This is a genomic window from Paraglaciecola sp. L3A3 (assembly GCF_009796765.1).
In the GTDB taxonomy this organism is placed as follows: domain Bacteria; phylum Pseudomonadota; class Gammaproteobacteria; order Enterobacterales; family Alteromonadaceae; genus Paraglaciecola.
Genome location: NZ_CP047023.1, coordinates 1,252,822 through 1,272,574, shown reverse-complemented (window position 1 = coordinate 1,272,574; position 19,753 = coordinate 1,252,822). Strand labels below are relative to the sequence as shown.

At 37.8% G+C, this 19,753-nt stretch carries 14 protein-coding genes; 5 read left to right on the top strand and 9 right to left on the bottom strand.

Annotation, left to right across the window (positions count from 1 at the left end; genetic code table 11):
- The first annotated feature begins 285 nt into the window (after positions 1-285).
- The 3 genes from GQR87_RS05285 to GQR87_RS05275 are packed head-to-tail and all read left to right on the top strand — an operon-like array spanning position 286 to position 2,689.
- A complete protein-coding gene (locus GQR87_RS05285) occupies positions 286-1,062 on the top strand; it encodes a LamB/YcsF family protein (protein WP_158967254.1) in 777 nt (258 codons plus the stop codon).
- Positions 1,059-1,754: a 5-oxoprolinase subunit PxpB gene (gene pxpB, locus GQR87_RS05280; protein WP_158967252.1), complete on the top strand. Its 696-nt coding sequence runs from the start codon at positions 1,059-1,061 to the stop codon at positions 1,752-1,754. The genes GQR87_RS05285 and pxpB overlap by 4 nt, the downstream gene beginning before the upstream one ends.
- A complete protein-coding gene (locus GQR87_RS05275) occupies positions 1,751-2,689 on the top strand; it encodes a biotin-dependent carboxyltransferase family protein (protein ID WP_158967250.1) in 939 nt (312 codons plus the stop codon). Before pxpB ends, GQR87_RS05275 begins: the two co-directional genes overlap by 4 nt.
- On the opposite strand, the gene GQR87_RS05270 is transcribed toward GQR87_RS05275, so the two are convergent.
- Entirely contained in the window at positions 2,686-3,882 is a 1,197-nt protein-coding gene (locus tag GQR87_RS05270) for a sugar efflux transporter (protein WP_158967248.1), read from the bottom strand. The two genes, GQR87_RS05275 and GQR87_RS05270, sit on opposite strands and share 4 nt — an antisense overlap.
- Before the next feature lie 153 nt (positions 3,883-4,035).
- Positions 4,036-7,218, bottom strand: coding sequence for a glycoside hydrolase family 15 protein (locus GQR87_RS05265; RefSeq protein WP_158967246.1), 3,183 nt, complete (start codon positions 7,216-7,218; stop codon positions 4,036-4,038).
- Positions 7,219-7,669: 451 nt separating this feature from the next.
- Between GQR87_RS05265 and GQR87_RS05260 the strand changes: the two genes are divergently transcribed.
- Positions 7,670-8,662 carry an alpha/beta fold hydrolase gene (locus GQR87_RS05260; RefSeq protein WP_158967244.1) on the top strand — a complete coding sequence of 331 codons (993 nt, stop codon included), beginning with the start codon at positions 7,670-7,672 and terminating at the stop codon, positions 8,660-8,662.
- Here GQR87_RS05260 and GQR87_RS05255 read toward each other — a convergent pair.
- A complete protein-coding gene (locus GQR87_RS05255; RefSeq protein ID WP_158967242.1) occupies positions 8,611-9,387 on the bottom strand; it encodes a DUF599 domain-containing protein in 777 nt (258 codons plus the stop codon). The two genes, GQR87_RS05260 and GQR87_RS05255, sit on opposite strands and share 52 nt — an antisense overlap.
- Positions 9,388-9,621: 234 nt before the next feature.
- On the opposite strand from GQR87_RS05255, the gene GQR87_RS05250 reads away from it, so the two are divergent.
- Positions 9,622-10,263: a thioredoxin domain-containing protein gene (locus GQR87_RS05250; RefSeq protein ID WP_158967240.1), complete on the top strand. Its 642-nt coding sequence runs from the start codon at positions 9,622-9,624 to the stop codon at positions 10,261-10,263.
- Positions 10,264-10,389: 126 nt separating this feature from the next.
- Here GQR87_RS05250 and GQR87_RS05245 read toward each other — a convergent pair whose 3' ends face one another.
- From GQR87_RS05245 to GQR87_RS05220, 6 genes are all read right to left on the bottom strand, one after another.
- Positions 10,390-10,614, bottom strand: a complete 225-nt coding sequence (locus GQR87_RS05245; protein ID WP_158967238.1) for a hypothetical protein — start codon at positions 10,612-10,614, stop codon at positions 10,390-10,392.
- A gap of 59 nt (positions 10,615-10,673) precedes the next feature.
- Positions 10,674-13,868 (bottom strand): hypothetical protein, encoded by a 3,195-nt coding sequence (locus tag GQR87_RS05240; RefSeq protein ID WP_158967236.1) that lies wholly within the window; start codon positions 13,866-13,868, stop codon positions 10,674-10,676.
- 115 nt (positions 13,869-13,983) lie between these two features.
- Complete coding sequence (locus GQR87_RS05235; RefSeq protein WP_158967234.1) at positions 13,984-14,625, bottom strand: hypothetical protein; 642 nt, start codon at positions 14,623-14,625, stop codon at positions 13,984-13,986.
- Between the two features lie 312 nt (positions 14,626-14,937).
- Positions 14,938-16,443, bottom strand: coding sequence for an Hsp70 family protein (locus tag GQR87_RS05230; RefSeq protein ID WP_158967232.1), 1,506 nt, complete (start codon positions 16,441-16,443; stop codon positions 14,938-14,940).
- 199 nt (positions 16,444-16,642) lie between these two features.
- Entirely contained in the window at positions 16,643-18,655 is a 2,013-nt protein-coding gene (locus tag GQR87_RS05225) for a methyl-accepting chemotaxis protein (protein ID WP_158967230.1), read from the bottom strand.
- 717 nt (positions 18,656-19,372) lie between these two features.
- On the bottom strand, positions 19,373-19,750 hold the full coding sequence (locus GQR87_RS05220; RefSeq protein ID WP_158967228.1) for an STAS/SEC14 domain-containing protein: 378 nt from the start codon (positions 19,748-19,750) through the stop codon (positions 19,373-19,375).
- Positions 19,751-19,753 lie beyond the last annotated feature (3 nt).

Here is a 19,753-nt window from a genome sequence, read left to right as displayed (position 1 = left end):
TATTATTTTTCGCAACTTTCTATTGCTTAGGTTCGTAATAAAAAACACCCTGTTTTTTCAACTACGTACTCACTGTATATTGTCAGAAAAATTTAAATCACCTATTAAATTTACTTACCTTTACATTTCTTGCATTAACTTTACAAATGGAGAAAACACTAGCCCCAAATAGATAAGTTTATGTATGCACTCAAGCTAGTTATAATCCCATAATGTATAATGATGATAATGATTCAACACAGAGGCTTCCTCAATTCAAAATTGAAGACTAATCATGGAGCAATAATGCACAAAAAAGTCGATATAAACTGTGACTTAGGCGAGGGCGAAACATTCCTAGATTGCCAGCAAGACGCCCAACTCATGCCTTTTTTATCTCGCTGTAATATTGCTTGTGGCGGGCATGCCGGTAATCAATTGACTATGCTAACCACATTACAAAACGCCCAAAAAATGGGGGTTTTAAGTGGTGCTCATCCAGGTTATGCCGACCCTGATAATTTTGGCCGTTTATCCCTAGAAATGAAAGTTGACGATATAATAAACAGTGTTATTGAGCAAATAGCTAACTTAGAGACCATTGCCCAGTCTATACAACAACCCCTAAGCCATATTAAATTACATGGGGCCTTGTATAATGATGCAGAAAAATCGCTATCCATTGCTCAGCCTCTATGCCAAGCTTTAACTGAGCACTATCCTAATTTACCCTTACTAGGATTGGCTAACGGCGTCATGCAAGCTGCCGCTAAGTCCTGCGGTCTGACATTTTTACGAGAAGGTTTTATGGACAGAGCCTATTTAGCATCAGGTCATTTAGCGCCAAGAACTTTAGCTGGTTCGGTTTATCAAGAGATACCACCCTGTATAGACCAAGTATTGGCCATGTTAACTCAGCAAAAAATCACTGTGTTAAAGACTGAACAATCTGCTAGCAATAAAACAACTCCACTTTATATTGATGTAGATACTTATTGTTTGCATGGCGATAGCCCTATTGCACTCAAGTTAGCTCAAGAGCTGAGTAACACCTTAAAATCAGAGGGTTATACCCTAGCATGAAAAATATTAAGGTCTCATTGTTAGCAAATGGTGATAGTGGTCTTAGCCTGTTATTTGACGAACCAATTAGTCAAAGGTTATCCAGAAAAATAATCAGCCTGGCGAACATCTGTCAAATTCAATTTTCCGACAAATTAGAGCAAATCATACCCGCTTATCAAAGTTTAACTTTGCATTATTATCCAGCAAAAATTAGCTTTACAGATTTATCTAACGAACTAAACAGCCTACTCCAACACCCCTTACCTGAAGTGAATTATCAAGCTAAACAAGTGATTATTCCTGTCTGTTACGAACAGCCATTTTCTCTCAACCTAGATAAAGTGGCTGAACATAATAATTTATCTGTACAACACGTTATCCAGCTACATAGCGAAACAGAATATTTTGTGCATATGTTGGGCTTTTCTCCTGGTTTTTTATATTTAGGCGGTTTGCCCCCACAACTTACTTGTGCACGGAAATCCTCGCCTGATTTAAGCGTTCCTGCAGGCAGTGTGGGCATAGGTGGTTCACAAACAGGTATATATCCACAAAACTCTCCAGGAGGCTGGCAAATCATAGGTAGAACCCCTATTCCCTTATTTAATATCCGACAGCCTCAACCATGCGTGGCGCAGCCTTTAGATACGGTGAAATTCAAACCTATTTGTGCCGCTGAATTTGAGCAAATAAGTAATCAATATCTATGAGTATTAAAGTGTTAAAGGCAGGCATGCAAACCTCCATTCAAGATCAAGGTCGGCAGCAGGTAATGCATTTAGGGATTGCCAAAGGAGGCGCCATCGACACACTCTCTATGTCTATCGCCAACTTGTTGTTAGGTAATCCCCTATCTCATCCAGTTTTAGAAATTTGTTTGATGGGCCCTAGTCTGCTTTTTACTGAAACTATCTCCATCGCTATTTGTGGTGCTCAGTTTCAGCTCACGGTCATCAAAAAAAATGGTGAAAGACCTGTTCATAACGATCAAACTATTCAATTGGTAGCTGGCGACATATTACATTTTGGCAAACGACAACAAGGTGCGAGAGCCTATTTGGCATTTTCCGGTGAATTAACAATCAATAAAATCATGAACAGTTATTCCACCCATTTTTTAGCGGCTTTTGGTGGTGTACAAGGCAGAGCATTACAAACTGGCGACACTATAGAATTAGTTAATAGCGAACAAAGGCCTAAGCAAAAATTACAGCAAGAGCATCAGCGATATTATTCAGGTAAGTACTTACTACGCTGTACTGACACTGTTGAAAGCAAACACTTTAGCCCACAACAAACTCATGCTTTCTATCACAATGATTACAAAGTTAGCAATTCAGCCAACCGAATGGGCTTGCGTTTAGAAGGACCCGTCCTTAAACAGTTATTACAAGCAGACATAACGTCTAGTGGTTTATTACCCGGTAGCATACAAATTCCAGCCAATGGTTTACCTATCATATCTAGTGTTGACGGACAAACCATAGGTGGCTATCCACGAATAGCCCATGTGATCACTGCAGACTTATTTGCTTTGGGCCAATTACTAGCCGGTGATCAAATCAATTTTGTTAAAATAGAAATAGACCAAGCACATACCATTTTGGCAGAGCAAGTTAACTGGTTAGAAAATATTATCGCTTAATTTGATATGGGTGAAATTGAGCTTTCTTGACATTTAAAACGGCTAAATAAAAGTAAACAAATCACCCCCAATATAGCGGCAATTGCCGAGCCTACACTGGTATGTTTAAAGCTAAAAAACTGGGCAATAAAACCAGCACCAGTTGAACCAAACATTAAGCCTATTTTTATACCATTTGAATAAAAAGCCGAAGTAAAACCAATACGCTGAGGTAACTGCTCTTGCATTAAGGTTAAACCTATACCTGCATATAAGCCATAAAAAACAGCATTTAAAAGCTGTAATAAAGCAAAATGCCAAAACAAAGTGGCATTAAAAATACCGATATAAAACACCAGCCCGAACATGAACGATATTATCATAAGATCCTTTTTATTGACCCATCGACTTAAACGAGTGGTAAATAACATCACTGGAATTTCGATACAAGCCACTATTCCCATTAAGACTCCCGGCGTGTAACTTGGTAACTTTAATTCATTCAAGGTGTACAAAGGCAAAGCAGAGGTATACATAGTATTTGCCGTAGAGCCCATTACCACAGCCGCACCCAAATACCAGAAAGACAATGGCGCCTTCTGCATTTTAGTTGATTGTTGTTTACTTTCGTCGATTTGTTGTTCGGGTACAAAAAAAGTCACAAACAACATCCCTAACAGACCAAAAAATATGGCCACTGAAAATGCCCCAGAAAAACCAACTGAGGCTACCAACATAAAACCTAATGGTGGTCCTAACATCCAAGCAAAAGAAAAACAGGCACGGATACGCGCGTTAAACTGGGTGATATTAACAGTATTATTGCCAGCCCACTGGCGGCCTAAAGTTAACATTTGTGGTGTAGTAGCATTACCCAATGCCATCAAAATCACACCGGCTATGAGTACCACTATGAATGATTGAGTATTACTGTAAATCACCAGTGCTAACACAGTCCCAGCGGTAGCAAGTAAATATAATTTTCGAGAGCTCGTGCCTTTGTCAGCTAAACTCCCCAACCATTGACTAATAACAATGCCAGAAATGGTTAACGAAATAGTATACAAACCGATGTAAATTGGAGGAACGTCTAATGAATCCACTAAAAAATAACTCATCAGCGGATTAATAAATGCGCCTACTAAACCAGTTAAAATACTTAAAACAATAAATAACTTTGTACTAGCTAAATGAGCGGATGGTGAAGGTAACATTTGGATGACTTATTAAATTAGCAAACAATACAAAAGCATGAGTTCAAACAAAGGACGAGTATTGTAAGGCTATAGTTATATATTTTCAGGCAAAGAGTAAGCAAATAAACGATTCAACATTTATCTGCTTACTTTATTAAGAGCTAAAAAAGCCTATTCATTGTCAATTAATAAATGGTTCAATGCCGAAATAATAAAAGCTGTGGTTTCTTGTGGTGCAAGGTCATAAAAACATGTCCAAGCATCGACTTTATATTCGTTGTAGTTATTTTCTCTGGCTGGATAAGTTTTTATATACGCCAGATTCACTGCATGACCTATAGCTACATCGACTATTATTTCCTCATCGATCACTAAACTGTTATTTTGTTCAAAATAACTGGCCATAGCATTTAATGCTTCGATACTTAATTGACGATATTCTGCAGACTGAATATTATTCAACATATGTTCGGTTAATAGCGCAAATGACGTTTCCCCGGGGGTCATATCACTTAGCACTAAACTGCTGCATATGCGATTTCGTTTGTCCATTTTATTGCCAATAACCAAGCCTTTCGTATGGTGTAAAATCAACCAAATACGATTATTAAACTCTGCAGATCTACGATCAATAATCCCTTGATGTTGACGCCATGCTAACCAACCATCAGTGGGAGCAGTCAGCGCTTCTAGTCCTAAGTTTTGTTTCCAACTCAGTTTTCCATGACCACTTTTTGCATGCAGTTTTTCTATCCGTTGAGGTAGGTCTGTCAAAGAATGATAATCTTCCATCACTTCCTCTAATCTCTTTTGAATAGCCGAGGGTGGCATGGCCATTAAAGTATCGTAAGCCACATCAGCAGGTACTTTTTCAGCTCTGACGATTTGACTGGTCAACAAAATAATAAAATGACTGACACGAATAGTCAGTAATTCACTAAATAGTTCGGGCTTAGACTTAATCAATAAACCTAAACATAACAAGACTTCTTGAGTCAGAATTTGATCTCGTACATCTTCACGGCAGTATGAGTGAATTTTATTCAGTAATTCACTGTCTGACAAAGGACGAGTGATCAAAGTATCATCAGTATAAGAACGGCCAACTTGAATAATTTTCTGGGCTATTAGTATGGCACTCACAGCTATGCCTAAATCACCGTCAGACTTACCTAACAAGCCAGATGCTTGTCTTAATACCGACCAAATACGTAAGTTTCCAGCATTACGATAAACTTCTTCAATCAGCTCTCTCAGTTGGTAATTATTATTGTCAATATTCACTACAAATTGTAAATCATGTAGCTTGACTAGATTAGTCAACAGCGCAATTTGTTCATAAATATTAATAGCACCACTAAGACGTTTGATTAAACTAGTACTATCTGTATTCAAACCTATTTCAACGCTTGTCACTTGACTAATAGGCAGTTGTTTACCTTTAGTCGCTAAACATCCAAACTGGGTCGATAGGCAAGCTAACGGAGTATTTGGTATAGAATAATCATGTAACGGCTCAATACGCTCATGTGCCGCTGTAGAGCTCAATTGCGCAACAGTGCCTTGCAATACAGGTGTATCTGCTACCTCACCACTAGAGATTTGTTTCATTAATTCAAAGAAAGACGTGCGGTCAGTATCTAATAACCCTCGGGTTAACAGCACAGTGACAATAGGTCGACCTGTTTCAGTCCAATTACGATGTAAATAACGTAACTCACTTTTGAAACGACGAATTAAAAACTCTAAATCATAACTTAGGAAAAACGATTGTTGAGTAAAAGAAGGTGTCAGACATAACACCCTTGATTGCCCCAAAACATAAATACGACTTGTGGTTAAGCTTTTGGGCATGCGAGTAGTACGACCGCTTAATCCTAAACTATCACAACGGCCAATTTGCGCATGCACATTGGCAATATCTTCTGGTCGACAAACTTTAACTGGAGCAATGTTATTAATACTTTCTGTACTGACACCATGGCTGGCTAATTCATGTTGTAATGCTTCGTCTTCTGCTAAGAAAACCAGTTGCACTACTGGCAAACTTGGCGGTTTTACATAGCGACGACCAAGAGGATCTAAATCGCCCGGACGCAATAAACCATCTTGCAGCATTTTGCCTAATAAAAATAAACTTTGCGCCCAAACCAAAGGCACATTTTCATTTGGCACCCTATCTTGAGAGCCTGGATTTTGACGTTCTAATTCGACATTTTCTTTAGGTACATAATAAAGTTCAGGTAATAAAAAATGCCCGTCCTGCTCGACCAAGACTGCATCAAGCTTTTGTCTATAGTGCGAAATTTGTGCCTTGTCATCACGAAAAATGGCATCCAGATATAGATAGGAAAAAAACAATGGCCATTCTGATTCTATATGTTCAAAATGTTTAAGCTCTTGCTCTTCGTAGTGTAATCGACCTTCATCTTCTGGTTCAGTTTGATGACCATCACGTAGAAAACGTTTTAAACCATAACGTCCTTCTAATTTCTCGATAATTTCGTTGCGAACTTTGTCAGATAAGTTGGGATCAGATACCGCAAATGCGGGATACCCCACCACACTAAGTAAGGCGGCATCAATTTCTTTAGTGTTTGACTCTCTAGGAAGCAGCGCTTTTAAAGTAATATTTGCTTGAGCAATATTATCCGGCACAACATGAATGATTGAACTTGGCCCACCTTTAGCGCCATATAAATTAAAGCCTGATAACGCTTCTAAGGCAGCCTTAGCCATACCTAAAGAGCTTGAGTTAAGTTCAACGTTACCACTATTGGTTTTTGCTCCACGCTCCCAGATCCCAAAATCAGGGGTACGATAAGCCCGCTCAATGTAATACACCAAATTTTGAATAAAACAGACTTCCTCATTGGTCCAGATTAAATCTAAACCTGAACCAATCATTTGCGTCAGAGTAAGCAAAAATACTGAGGTCGCATCTATTTGTAAATGCCCCCATTCATGATCAGCAACCACAGGTTCTCCAGTAGCTGTGTCATACTTTGCGTGTAATGAGTCCATTGGGCTGCGAGTTTTTTTGAAAGCTTCAACTTTAGCCGACTGCGACATCATCGAGCGCAATAACGCCCGCATTAATTTTACAGTACTTTGCTCTAACTCATATCCTCGACCATTATCGTTATCGAGCTGACGGTAAGCTAAGCCCAATCCCCAAACCGCGAGTATGCTGTAAACATTGTCTCTAACCCAAGCATCTTGATAATTGCCATGCACTGTTATTGCAGTACTGGCTGGTAATAATCCCGATAAAGGATGCTGCTTATCTATAATCACAGCTTTAATTTGCTGATAATATTTTTCTAACTGATTATGTAAATCAAGATTTTTCACAATGAATCCTTTTATAAAGTAAATACATTTTAAAACTATTTGAAAGAAAAATATTTAGTCAAATAGTATAATTTTTAGTCCAACCTATGGTTATGGAGATTTACGATAATTTATTAACAATGAGCAAAATGTGCGCCAAATAAAAAGACTAAACAGAAAAATCAAACGAACATTCAAATTCGGTTTCAATCCTACGTATCTATTAGCTTTGTCGCCGATAACCAAGAGGTAATATCTCAGGTAATAATCAACTAAAATCCGATTTACTTGCCACATAGCGCCAAATGAGGGCGATCATGCCTATAGTTCACCCATAATGTCTATGAATTATTATGACTAGCTAATAAATATTCACTTTCATTTAATTATCACAAACTTCTGTCAGCATAAAAGGTACAAGCGTAAATCTGTCTTAATTTATGAAGATCAAACTTATTACCAAATTAAACTTATGAAAAAAATCACTACCCGTTCCGGCATTACTATCAATTTTCAAGACAAAGGAAAAAAGTCGGCACCTGTCATTATTATGATCATGGGCTTGGGCGCACAAATGACCATTTGGCCAGATGAACTGTATTTAGGTTTAGTAGAAAAAGGTTATAGAGTGATACGTTTCGATAATAGAGATGTAGGTTTATCGACTCAGCTAGACGAATTGGGGGATCCAAGTTTACTGAAAACTTGGCTCAGTCATCGTTTGCCCTTTCGTTATTCTACCCCCTACAAACTTGAAGATATGGCAAACGATGTGTTGGAATTAATGGCCGCACTTAAAATTAAAAAAGCCCATTTGATTGGTGCGTCAATGGGCGGCATGATAGCCCAAATATTAGCGAGTCATCACAAAAAGAAAGTGTTGAGTTTAACCTCAATTATGTCTGCCACTTCGCCTATCGTTTCAACTTCAAATCTTAGAATAATGTTAGCTTTAGGCAAACGTCCCAGAAAAAGTCATAACGAAGCGGCAATTCGTTATAACATTAAAATGAATAAGTTAATTGGTAGTCCTAGCTATCCAATAGATGACCTCACCCTACGTCGACAAGCTAAACTTAATATTAATCGAGCCTATAACCCAGCGGGTGTAAAGCGCCAGTTAGCTGCCATCGCAGCCACAGGTGATAGACGGCACAGTTTAAAACACATTAAAGCGCCGACATTAGTTATTCATGGTTCAGATGACCCTATAATCCCTTGTATTGGCGGCCAAAATACAGCTGAAAGTATTAGAAAAGCCAAATTGAAAATCATCCAAGGTATGGGCCATGATTTTCCTCCGGAGCTAATGAAAAAAATGACTAAATGGATTGCTAAACATGTGAAAAAAGCAGAACAAAAACGAATTAAGAATAAACGTTTTAAAGCAGCCTCCCCCTTACAAAAACAAAACTACAAAGGCTTGTCTGCAGTGGCTGATTTCACTTCTTCATCGAGTTCATAATCTCGTAATTCAGGCGGGTAAGTATCACGTAATATTTCAAGTACAGGAGAATGAAAATCTCTTATATATAAAATATATGTAACCCAGATGGTGGCGACAATAAATGCCACTGGATGCAAAAACCAAGTAGAAGCGGCAATTCCATAATAATAAGAACGAATACCGCGATTAAACTCGTTACCAGCACATGAATTAACCCTGGCCATTCTTTTAGCAGTTTTTAATCGATACTCTTCTGATGGCATATTCTCTCTATAAGGGCTACCACCAATCAAAATACACAAGAAATTAAACTGCCTTAAAGACCAGGTAAATTTAAAATAGGCATTTACAAAAATTAAAATTAATAGAATCAATTTTAATTCAATCAAACCACTAGAAACAGCTTGGGCAAAAGGCATATCTTCAGAAAAACTTAATAAACGTTCAACCGAACCGACTAGAGCGAATAAGCCTGCAATAATATAAATAGTAGTAGACGCATAAAACGATACACTGGCCATTAAATTACTGACTAAACCCGCACAAGCTACAGGGATTTCACGGGCAGCCGATTCCATAGCCCATTGCAAACGGTATTCATGGGTAATCCCTATCAAGCCTTTACGGCCTATATCACCTCGTTCTAAAATAAAACGGTAACCCATCCAGCAACTAAAAAATAATACTATGCCTAAGTAATCAACCCATGACAAAAGCAACACTATATTTTTCAGATCATCCATATTTAAACGCGCCTTATTATCGAATAAGTTTATGCATCAACAGTTTGTTGAGGTATTTTCACAGCCTTTTTAAATAGCCGCTAAATAATCACGCTATTAGATACGAAATAAACGCTATTTTCTATCGTTAAATCATATTACCTGTTTTACTTTATCCTAAGTAATTAATGCTAGAATCAAAAAAATAGAGTAAGGAGGAAACAACCGGTGAAAACTTTTTGTATGCCGACACTAATGAAACTAGTAACGATAGTTCTAGTTATTTTATTTATCCAACCGAGTTACTCCGCCTCATCTCCCATTAGACCGATTTCAACAAAATCAGAGCATATTTATGGAGCGTTAAACGCGCCAGTAAGTATCATCATGTATTCAGACTTTTCTTGTCCTTATTGTAAAAAATTACGCTTAACCTTAAAAAAATTTGTCAACCAATCATCGGGCCAAGTGAATTGGGTATATAGACACTTTCCCCTAGAAAACAATTCCTTGGGATATTTACAACAAGCAAACGCGATTGAATGTTCAGGCAAAATGTACGGCAACGAAAGCTTTTGGGCATTAACTCAAAACTTATTCAACTTACCAAATAATACGCCTGAAAATGCGCAGCAATTCATTACCCTGGCCGCGCAAAAATCTAATCTAAATAGCAAAGAATTGATGCTGTGTATAAACAGCAATAAATATCAACCTCTTATAGAACAAGATCAAAAAGAAGCCAAAGAACTGGGTTTAACAGGTACACCTGGGGTAGTTTTCGTGAATAATAAAAACAATAAAATAATCGTAAAACAAGGTGCGCTTAATTATGCAAACCTCACAAAATTTAGCCGTGCAGTTGTAAATTCGCCAAGTGATGACAAATTAAAATAAGTTTTGGGGAATATCTTTCACTGTATCTTGTAATCAACAAATAAAAAGCTCGGAGTAAACTGAACAAAACCTTTAAATCAGGTAATGACAATTACAATCCGAGCTATTATCTTTTAATAATTACGGCTATTTAATAGCACGTAACTTAATTTTTTCTACCGCTTTCTCGCGGCGAATTGTTTTACGTTCTTCGATCTGTAGCTTGCGTTGTGCCTTAGATTTTTTCACCTGCTCAAGTTGTTGCTTTTTAATCACTTGCATAGGGTCATCTTCAACTTTAGCCAATGCATGTGTGCTACAAATAACCACACTTACAGCGGTAAACAATGCAATTTTAAATTGTTTGTTCATTTTATCATTCCTTATAATTTAAAACTCGCCAGCCACAGGCCGACGAGATGTTAAACCCCCTATTGGGGAAAATCATTAAACCCAAATCCTTCTGACATAACAGCATCAAATCGAATAACACGAGGCTGGCCAGCAATAGGTCGACAATTATCTATATTTTGATTACGGTAATTTGATTGGTAATTAAAATTCTCGACAGAGTAATAACCAGGCGTTACAGTGGTACTAAAATTACCATTCATATCAGTCATAAAAGCAACTTCACCTGAAGATTGATAAATAGTAAACTGCTCATCCTCAATAGGTGCACCAAAAGCGTCTACAAATTTCCCTTCAAACACGCATTCTTCTGTGCCGCCTAAATCAATATATTGGGTGACACCCGCAGAAATAACACTACCTCCGTAATAATAAAAAGGGAATGTTGAGTTAGCGGACATATAGCCTAAATAAGCATCAGCCATAAACTCTCCATTACTATCGGTAGTGCCAGTTAAATCGATTGCGGCTCCATTATTATTATTATTCCAAAAACTAGAAGAATAATTAATATTAATTCCTGGTAATCGTGCATTATCAGAATCGAACATAGTCACAACTACAGGCACGGTTAGCAACACAGTGCCGATATCAACGGTTCCACCGTCAGTACTTGAATTATGAAAATTGTTAATCTGAAATTGTGATTCACCCGCTACTTGATAATTATGACCTAAATGTATATCTCCTACAGGTGCCATGATCGGACCAAAACTCGCCGGTGAACTGGTAAGATCTAATGACCCACTGAAGTAGCTAAAATCGCCAAATTCACCAGAGTTTGTATTCATGTAAAAAGAGGAAAAAGCTGCTGGATCAATATCATCAGCTAAATACACGTTTCCACTCACAGGCCCCCATAACACAGGTAGATGAAGATCATAATCACATACTGTCGTACCATCCGAATCAACAATACAAGAAGACAATTGACCACCGTCAGATTCACCGTAGTAATAATCATTAATGTAAAATTCAGTTGACCATTGATTTCCAGCATAGTCATAATCAGCTCGAATTAGCCCCAAGTTTCCATAACTATACTCATCAATGCAACCAGCGAAATCAATATTGAATTGGTATTCACCCATTGCATTGGTCATGACAAATTCATCAATTGAAGTACTGTCATAGCAGTTGTTAGAATAATGCAACTCTAAGTTTGCAAAGGGTAAGCCATCTGTACCATAAGCTACACCGCTTAGCTGATATTCAAAACTAGCAGCAACGGGTACCCAACGATTAGCAGTAGTAAACAAACCAGCGTCATCGGTAGCCACTAACTCAATATTACAATATTCAATTGGATACGTTAGCACATCAGGGGCAGTCATTACTGCTGTATATTGTTCACCCGATACGCCGCTCTCGCTGCTCGGCGTCATATACTCAGAGCCATTGGTCTCACCGTAATAACCACAATTGACCGACCAATCTAAAGTCACAGTAGAGTTTTCAGGATCAGTGACTGTCGCCTTAACATCAGCTGTTTCGCCTGGCAACAATGTACCGCTACTAACACTGAATTCCATAATGACTGGAGGAAAGTTAACCTCTGCTGATAGTGGTAAAATTCCGTTATTATCAGATTGGTGGTCAAGATTCATACAACTACCAGATTGTGTATTGCTTAAACAACTGCCTTGGGTATCTGGAGTATTAAATACCGCAGCATCAGCAGAAACTTGCGTTAAGCTGTAAGTATTGTCACCGTCATCTAACAAGTAGAATTTATTGCCGCCAATATTGGTATACACCTTGATTTGTTCTGGGTTAGCAACATCGGTAGTGATTTTAACGGTGAACGAATCAAACTGCGAAACCCCTACATCGTTTGAACAACTTCTAGAAGGAGATGTACCGTTATAACTTACGCCTTCAACATACCAACCTAGAGAGTTGATATCTGTATCGTTAGATTCTGATTGAATGCTGTATTTCATACAAGAATGGGTAGAAATTGGTTGGTCATAATTCCACCAAGTAAAGTGAGCTACGCCACCACAAATCTGTAATTCGCCATCACGATTTTCGACAATACCTTGACCTTCTTCTTGCCAAAGACCAGCGTCTTCATCGTAATACCAAAGAGGTACCGTATCACCAACCTCTAACCCAGAGGTAGCTTTCATACATACTTCAGCCATTTCACCGGCTGCTAATTCTGTGATTTCATTACCGTCTTGATCGACTAAATCAAATTCCATCATACCGAAAGTTTCAAGGGTGACTTGTCCAGTATTTGGATCTGCGCCCACTGGTAAAGCCAACAAATCACCACCAGGAGCCGATAAAATGTCATCCGTTTCAGGATCTAAATAGGTTATTTCGCCAGTAATGGCAGTGACACCTACTGGTAAGGCGTTAACTGGGATAGTAAGTGAACCCACGGGCGCACCGTCTTTATCAATTTTAACACCTTGAGTCACATCGTCATCTGTAGTAATAACTTTTGAAATTTGTTGTAAATCAATTGTCACTTGGTAATCAGTTTTACCCATTTGCCAAATAACTTTAGGATTACCGGTAGCGAAACCATCAGCCACAACTTCTACTGGGAAAAACTTATCAATACCATCAGAAGCTAACTCTGCGTTACCCACATTGGCAGTAAATTCACCGGACAAATCAGTAGTGGTATTGACTGAATTTTTACCTACTTTAACAGCAGCTAAATCGACAGCAGCGCCATTACCAAACACTAAACCCACTATGGTAATACAATCGTTATTAGGATCTGTAGGACAAATATCTTCTGAATCAGGGATCCCATCATCATCGGTATCTGGGTCGGTTTCTTCTATAAATTGTTGAACTTCCAAAGTGTAGTTAAAAGCTCCACGCTTTCGGACAAACCATACGCGTGTTGTATCCTCAGCTGATGCTAAATCGAAATATGGATGGCCATTATCATCACTGCCAGTAGCATTCATCACATCCATACTTGAATCAGTTACGACTATGCGCAGCATATCTGACAAATCGTCTGAATTTGCCAATGCTACGGTATTGTCGGTGTAATAACCGGTACCACGAATATAAAAACGCTGACCTTGGGTAATTGTTACATCTTCTACTTTTTGCCAACTACCACCGACAGCGACAACAGCAAAAGCGTTAAACGAAATTTGACTAAAAAAAGCTATAACAAGACAAAAAAGCCAAGCATGACTGCTTCGCCCTTTTGGTTGACTAAAAATACCAAAATTTACCATTTCCCTTCTCCTTGTCTTAACGACAGGTCCGCCAACAGACTTCAGACTTGTTAGTCAATCCAGCCGGTAAGAAATAAATAATGTGGTTACTAATAAACGCTAATAAACGCGAGAACTACCCGCGAGAACGCTTAATTAAACATAAACTTATTACAAATAAAAATAGTGTCGCCGGGGCAGGCACAGGGTTGATTGGCGCTAACATTTCTGTAATTTTAATATTAGAGACAGTTAGTGTGTCACCAAGAAATAGATCTCCATCTAGCACACCAAATTCTATTGACACATCGTCACCAGCATAAGCCGTAACATCAAAACTTCCGCCTAGGGTTAAATCTTCAAGAATGTTATTCATATCATCTTTAAGGTAAGCAAAAGCAAAGTCAGAAAGGGGGTCAGTAAGATCGGTTAAAACATCCAAAGACAGCCACAAACTACTGCCCATCAAAATGTTATCAAGTTGAAAATCTTGAAACATAACAACTTCCCAAACGTCATTGAATACTGCGTCAAAGTTAGTCGTTAAAATAGCGCTATCTGGCACTGTTGTATAACTATCAGGATAAGTCGCAAATAAATCTCCAGAAGAAGAAATATCATCAGTCCCATCAAAAACAGTCACCGCAGCTTGCCAATTATCAAATCCTAAACTGAAATCTGAATTTAATAATGTAGCATTGGCATTTAGACCAAAAAAGAAGCTAATTAATAGTAAAAACGATTTTGTGAGGTGTTTAAAATTTTTATTCTTACACATATTTTTCTCCATAAAAAACAACGTAATTTAATTTGAAACTTGTCGATAAGGCCTTACTTACAGCCAAGTTCAACTTATGAAGCAAGAAGCAGACCCGCAGAAAAATATTGTATATATTTCAAACAATTACTAAAATCACCCGGCAAGATGTAAATGAAACATCACAAAAGTGTAAAAATACCTGACAATATTTCATGAAAAATAGCTAAATCAGTCGCTGTTTTTTGGGGAGAGTATTTTCAGTCATGGGCCAGTCGCACATTGCCAGGGTTGAGTAATTTTCAAACCAACCGTGAACTTAAATCTTATTTGTTATTTGGCAAACTTATATGCCTGAAGAGCCAACCCTTCACATACCGAATTAAAGGCATCTCCCTCAAGTAAAGGTAAGTCTGGGAGCATCACTTCTTGCAGCTCTTTTTTCACTATTGGCGACAAACTCATGCCACCTGTAATAAACAACATCTCTGGTGGCTCATTACTATTTTGCAAGCATTCAGTCACTAAACTTTTAACTCTGCGTAACCAAGACAACATAGAGCGATTTAAATCATCGAGATTAATATCAACCTCATAATCAGCCTCGATATAGTGTAAAGGCAGGGTAATTTCATTTTTTGAAGACAATAACTCTTTGGCCAACCGAGACGAGTTAACCAATCGAGCCGAGAGCTTTTCTTCTTGCACGGTTTGTAGTCGTAAGATTAATTTAGGATCTTTTAACATACATCGAGACTGGGCTATTTCTAAACCGTAATCATCTGAGAAAAAATGATCGAGTTTGGGAATATTATCCACAGCACACATATCTGAATAATAAGTAGGAGGCACTGGCAAACCATTAAACATTAATTGGCCCAATCCCATAGTCGGTGCAATAGATTTAACAATCAGATTTTTATCACATTCCATGCCACCTAAACGTGTACCGGTAACAGACAATACATCTTGCTGTCGATCCATATTGCCCTGTTTGTCTGGCGACAAGCGAATACAACAAATATCAGTGGTACCACCGCCAATATCCACGACTAAGGTGTTAGTCGGTTTATCTAAGGTTTGTTCTATTTTATAAGCTGCGGCGATAGGTTCTTCTAAAAATTCAACATGACTAAAGCCAGCTTTTTTTGCCGCTTTTTGCATGATATCAATAGCTTGATTATTACCTTCTTGCCCTCTAGTACCATGAAACCTAACAGGTCTGCCAATCACAGCAGTGTCGACGGTTTGTTGTAACTGGGTTTCTGCACTTTCTCGAAAAAATGCTAATTGTTTAGCAATAATGCCAATAAAGGCCTGTTGTTGGCCAGCTACCAAACTAGCGCCTAAAAAATTCTTGGGCGAATAAATCAAGCGACCTTTTTCAGGCGTTTTTAAATAACGTTTAAACCCTTCTTCACCAAAAGCAAACTTTCCCGTTTCTGCTAACTGCTGCAATGACAAATCTTGTACTGTCATGTCTTTAAGCAGCAGCTCAATTGCTCTGCGCTGTAACTCAGGTAAATTATGAAACTCAGCTCTTAAATCAGCTATTTTTTCGTTGTATATGTTTTGTTCCCGAGGATCTTGCGCTTCATAATAGCTGTCTTTGGCTTTGTCAATTTGTTCTGAGATAACCCGTTTAATTTGCGCAACTTTCGCTTCTATCATGGGGATAGGCGGTCTAGGCAATTCATGCTCATAATAAATAAACACAGATGAGCGGATTTTATTCGCTTCCTGCATTGCAGGATCGAGTTTGATAAAATGATGCTGTTGACCATCAAAATATACTACTTCAGAATTTGAAGTACCGTAATCTATACCTATTGCTGCCATTATTACCGTTAACTATTTTTGAAAACAAAGTCGCGGATTGTAAAGTAAAACTCACTTAGGTTCATTAGTTGTTTTGACTGATACACCTTACATATTTTTATTATGCTTGATCCGCCGTTTATAACAATCTTGCTAAATAATTGTTCGCTCAGCGATAATTTAAAAGGGCTTAGATAGGGAGCATGACTGGCGCTCTTTATTATACTTTAAATATTTTCACTTGTTCAGAAAGGTCAACGGCTAAACGAGCCAATTCATCACTGGTTTCATTAATTTGTTTGGCACTTTCACCTGTTTCTAACGAAATCACACTAATATTCGATGCTTGCTGGCTGATATCTTTTGCAACCGTACTTTGTTGTTGAGTAGCGGCAGAAATTTGAAGGTTCATGTCAGAAATCATCGATACAGAGTTTTGCACTTCATCTAACATAGATGTAACTTCGTGAGTGTCCGCTACAATAGTTTCCGCTTGGCTAGCGCCCTTATTCATAGAATCAGTTGCAGCAGCGACTTTAGACTCTAATGTTTGGATCATGTTTTCAATTTCCACTGTGGACTTTTGGGTGTTTTGGGCTAATGTTCTAACCTCATCAGCTACCACGGCAAATCCACGCCCTTGCTCCCCTGCTCTAGCTGCTTCGATCGCTGCATTTAAAGCTAACAAATTGGTCTGGTCTGCAATACCTTTTATCACCACTAAAATATTAACAATATTTGCAGTGCCATCTTGTACTTGATTAATTAAATCTTGTGATACTTTCAAATTTGACGCGAGTTCAATAATCCCATCAATAGTTTGCTGTACTGTCACACCGCCTTTATCGACTAAAATTTTAGAATGATTGGATGCATTCGAAGCTTCGTTAGTATTGCTTGTCACTTCGGCCACTGATGCGCTCATTTGAGTAATAGCTGCCGCAACTTGATCCGTTGCTTTGTGTTGCCTAATTACATTTTCATTAGTGATTTGAGTAATCATAGAAAGCTCTTGGGATGCAGCTGCTTGTTGCTCTGCTGAATTACCAATATGCTCAATCATGGCCTTTAATTTTGCAATCATTTCTAACATAGATTTTTGTAATAGGCCCAACTCATTATGTTGGTCAACTTCAACTTTCACAGTTAAATCACCATCTGCAACTCGCTTTACATTTTGAGCAACTTGTTCAATTGGGCCACTTATATTCTTAGATAACATTAGAGAAATGAAGTAAATAAGTACTGCCACAATACCAATAGTAATCATAGAGAGTTGAATTAGAGTATCACTTGTTTCAAATGCTTCAGCTTCATCTATTTCGGCAATTAAAGCCCATTTAAAATTACCTACATCGACAGTGGTAAATGCCGATAAAACAGAATTGCCATTGTAATCGATAATAATATCACGGCCCGTTTTTCCCTTAAATGCTTCAGCAACGGCCTGAGTATCCACGCCGTTGTTTTTCACACTGCCAGCAAAAGAAGCTATGACTGAATGTTCTTGGGGATCTAAAAACGAATCAGAACGCATAAGTTTATCTTGCCCGACTAAGTATGTTTCGCCAGTTTTTCCCATACCATCACGTTGCTGCATAATTTCATTAACTTTATCCAATGGAAATTGCAGCGCTAAATAACCCATTTGCCCTTCAAGCTTTAGCATAATAAATGCCGCCGGTTCGTTATTTGAAGGAGGGTAGGATTTAAAATCACTCACCACTAGAGTATTAACAGGGCTGTTTTGTGCCAATTGAAAAGCGAGACCAATACTGGATTTTGACAAATTTGAATTAGGTATATTCATTCCCAAATCTGATTCTTTGGCTGCTGTAAAAATAATATCTCCATTACCATTTATAAAAAACAAATCATACCAACCGTTTATTTGATTGATTTTTTTTAGTCGACTGGCATATTTTTGTTCCGCTACTTTCCAGGTATTGCCATGAATATTGTCCTTCGAAAATGCGTTATCAAATTGGATAAAGCCTTCAAGCAAATAGGGATCATCTTTGTTAACTAGTAAACTAGCTTTGAGTGTATCAAGGTAATTATTTAATTGAGATTTTTTGACCGAGCGAATCGATTCTAACTGGTTAAAGGCTATAGATTTAATAGAATTACTTGCGGTATTGATACTTAAGAATGCAAATATAAATAACGGGGTTAGCGCCATTAACAAAAAAACCAAGGTAAGTTTTTGACTAATTTTTTTAAAATGAAACATAATTATCCCATTGTTTTCTTTTATTGTAGAAACATTTTAAACCCCAAATGACGACTATTGTGGCAATAAAACTTAGTATCGTTTAACAACTATAGTCGGCTAATTTTAATCCAATACGATTAAAATTAGAATTAGACTATTGTATTACTCGTAAAACAAAAAACGTTACCCATACAAACTCATTTTAGTTTGTAAATACAATAAGTTACCAATAAAAAATAAAACAACCTGAGTTCTGGATAAGAAGTATCGTCTAATCTGAATTTATCATTACAATTCAATAGCTTAATAAGGTTCACCCAAATCACCTCACCTGAATGCTTACTCGGTGACGAAATTTTTCGTGGATAGCAAGGCGGATTGTCGTACTTAATAACGTGTTATTGCTAGACAATCTTATTTTTGTCTTACTGCTCTGAATCTAAGAGTAAAAGTTCGTGTGGTAAATGTTCAGCAAGACGATATGAATATCCGGCGTATCCGCCAAATGATTTACTTCCGTAAATTTGTGCGCAAGAGAATACGACCTAATTTAATATATTATTGCCGGTCAATGCTGAATGCCAGTCAATATAAAAATGCCCAACTTGGTCAGTGCTCGATATAGGCAAAGTCTGTTATTCAATCACCATTTATTTACCACTACGCTCTTGATAGGCCATGGTTAACAATAATAGTCGCACTGTTGTCAGGTTTAGTTTTCACTGAGAGTCGATATCAACCAAGCCAATCAGTCGCAGCTGTCACATTGTCAAAATACTTTATGTCTCCAGAAATAAACCAAGCGCCGACTTTAGCTGCAAGCTGCTGCCAGTTTTTATTGCCGTATATGGCTATTTTATGAAATTCATTATTATGTTTAAGGCCCAGCTTTAAATCGTCCCAAGCGGCTCTTAATTCCCAACCTTCTAATTCAGTGCCATCAAACAGCACATTTACTTTAGGCTCTTTTACCCCAGCCAAAGCGGAATCAATCATAGGAGTGATAATTTCATAATCAGAGTGAGTTAGTTTACCTACTGCTTTTAAAGTAAGAAAAAACTCACTATTAAATCTTTCTATGCCAATAGACAAACCATGTCGAGTTGAATGCATTAT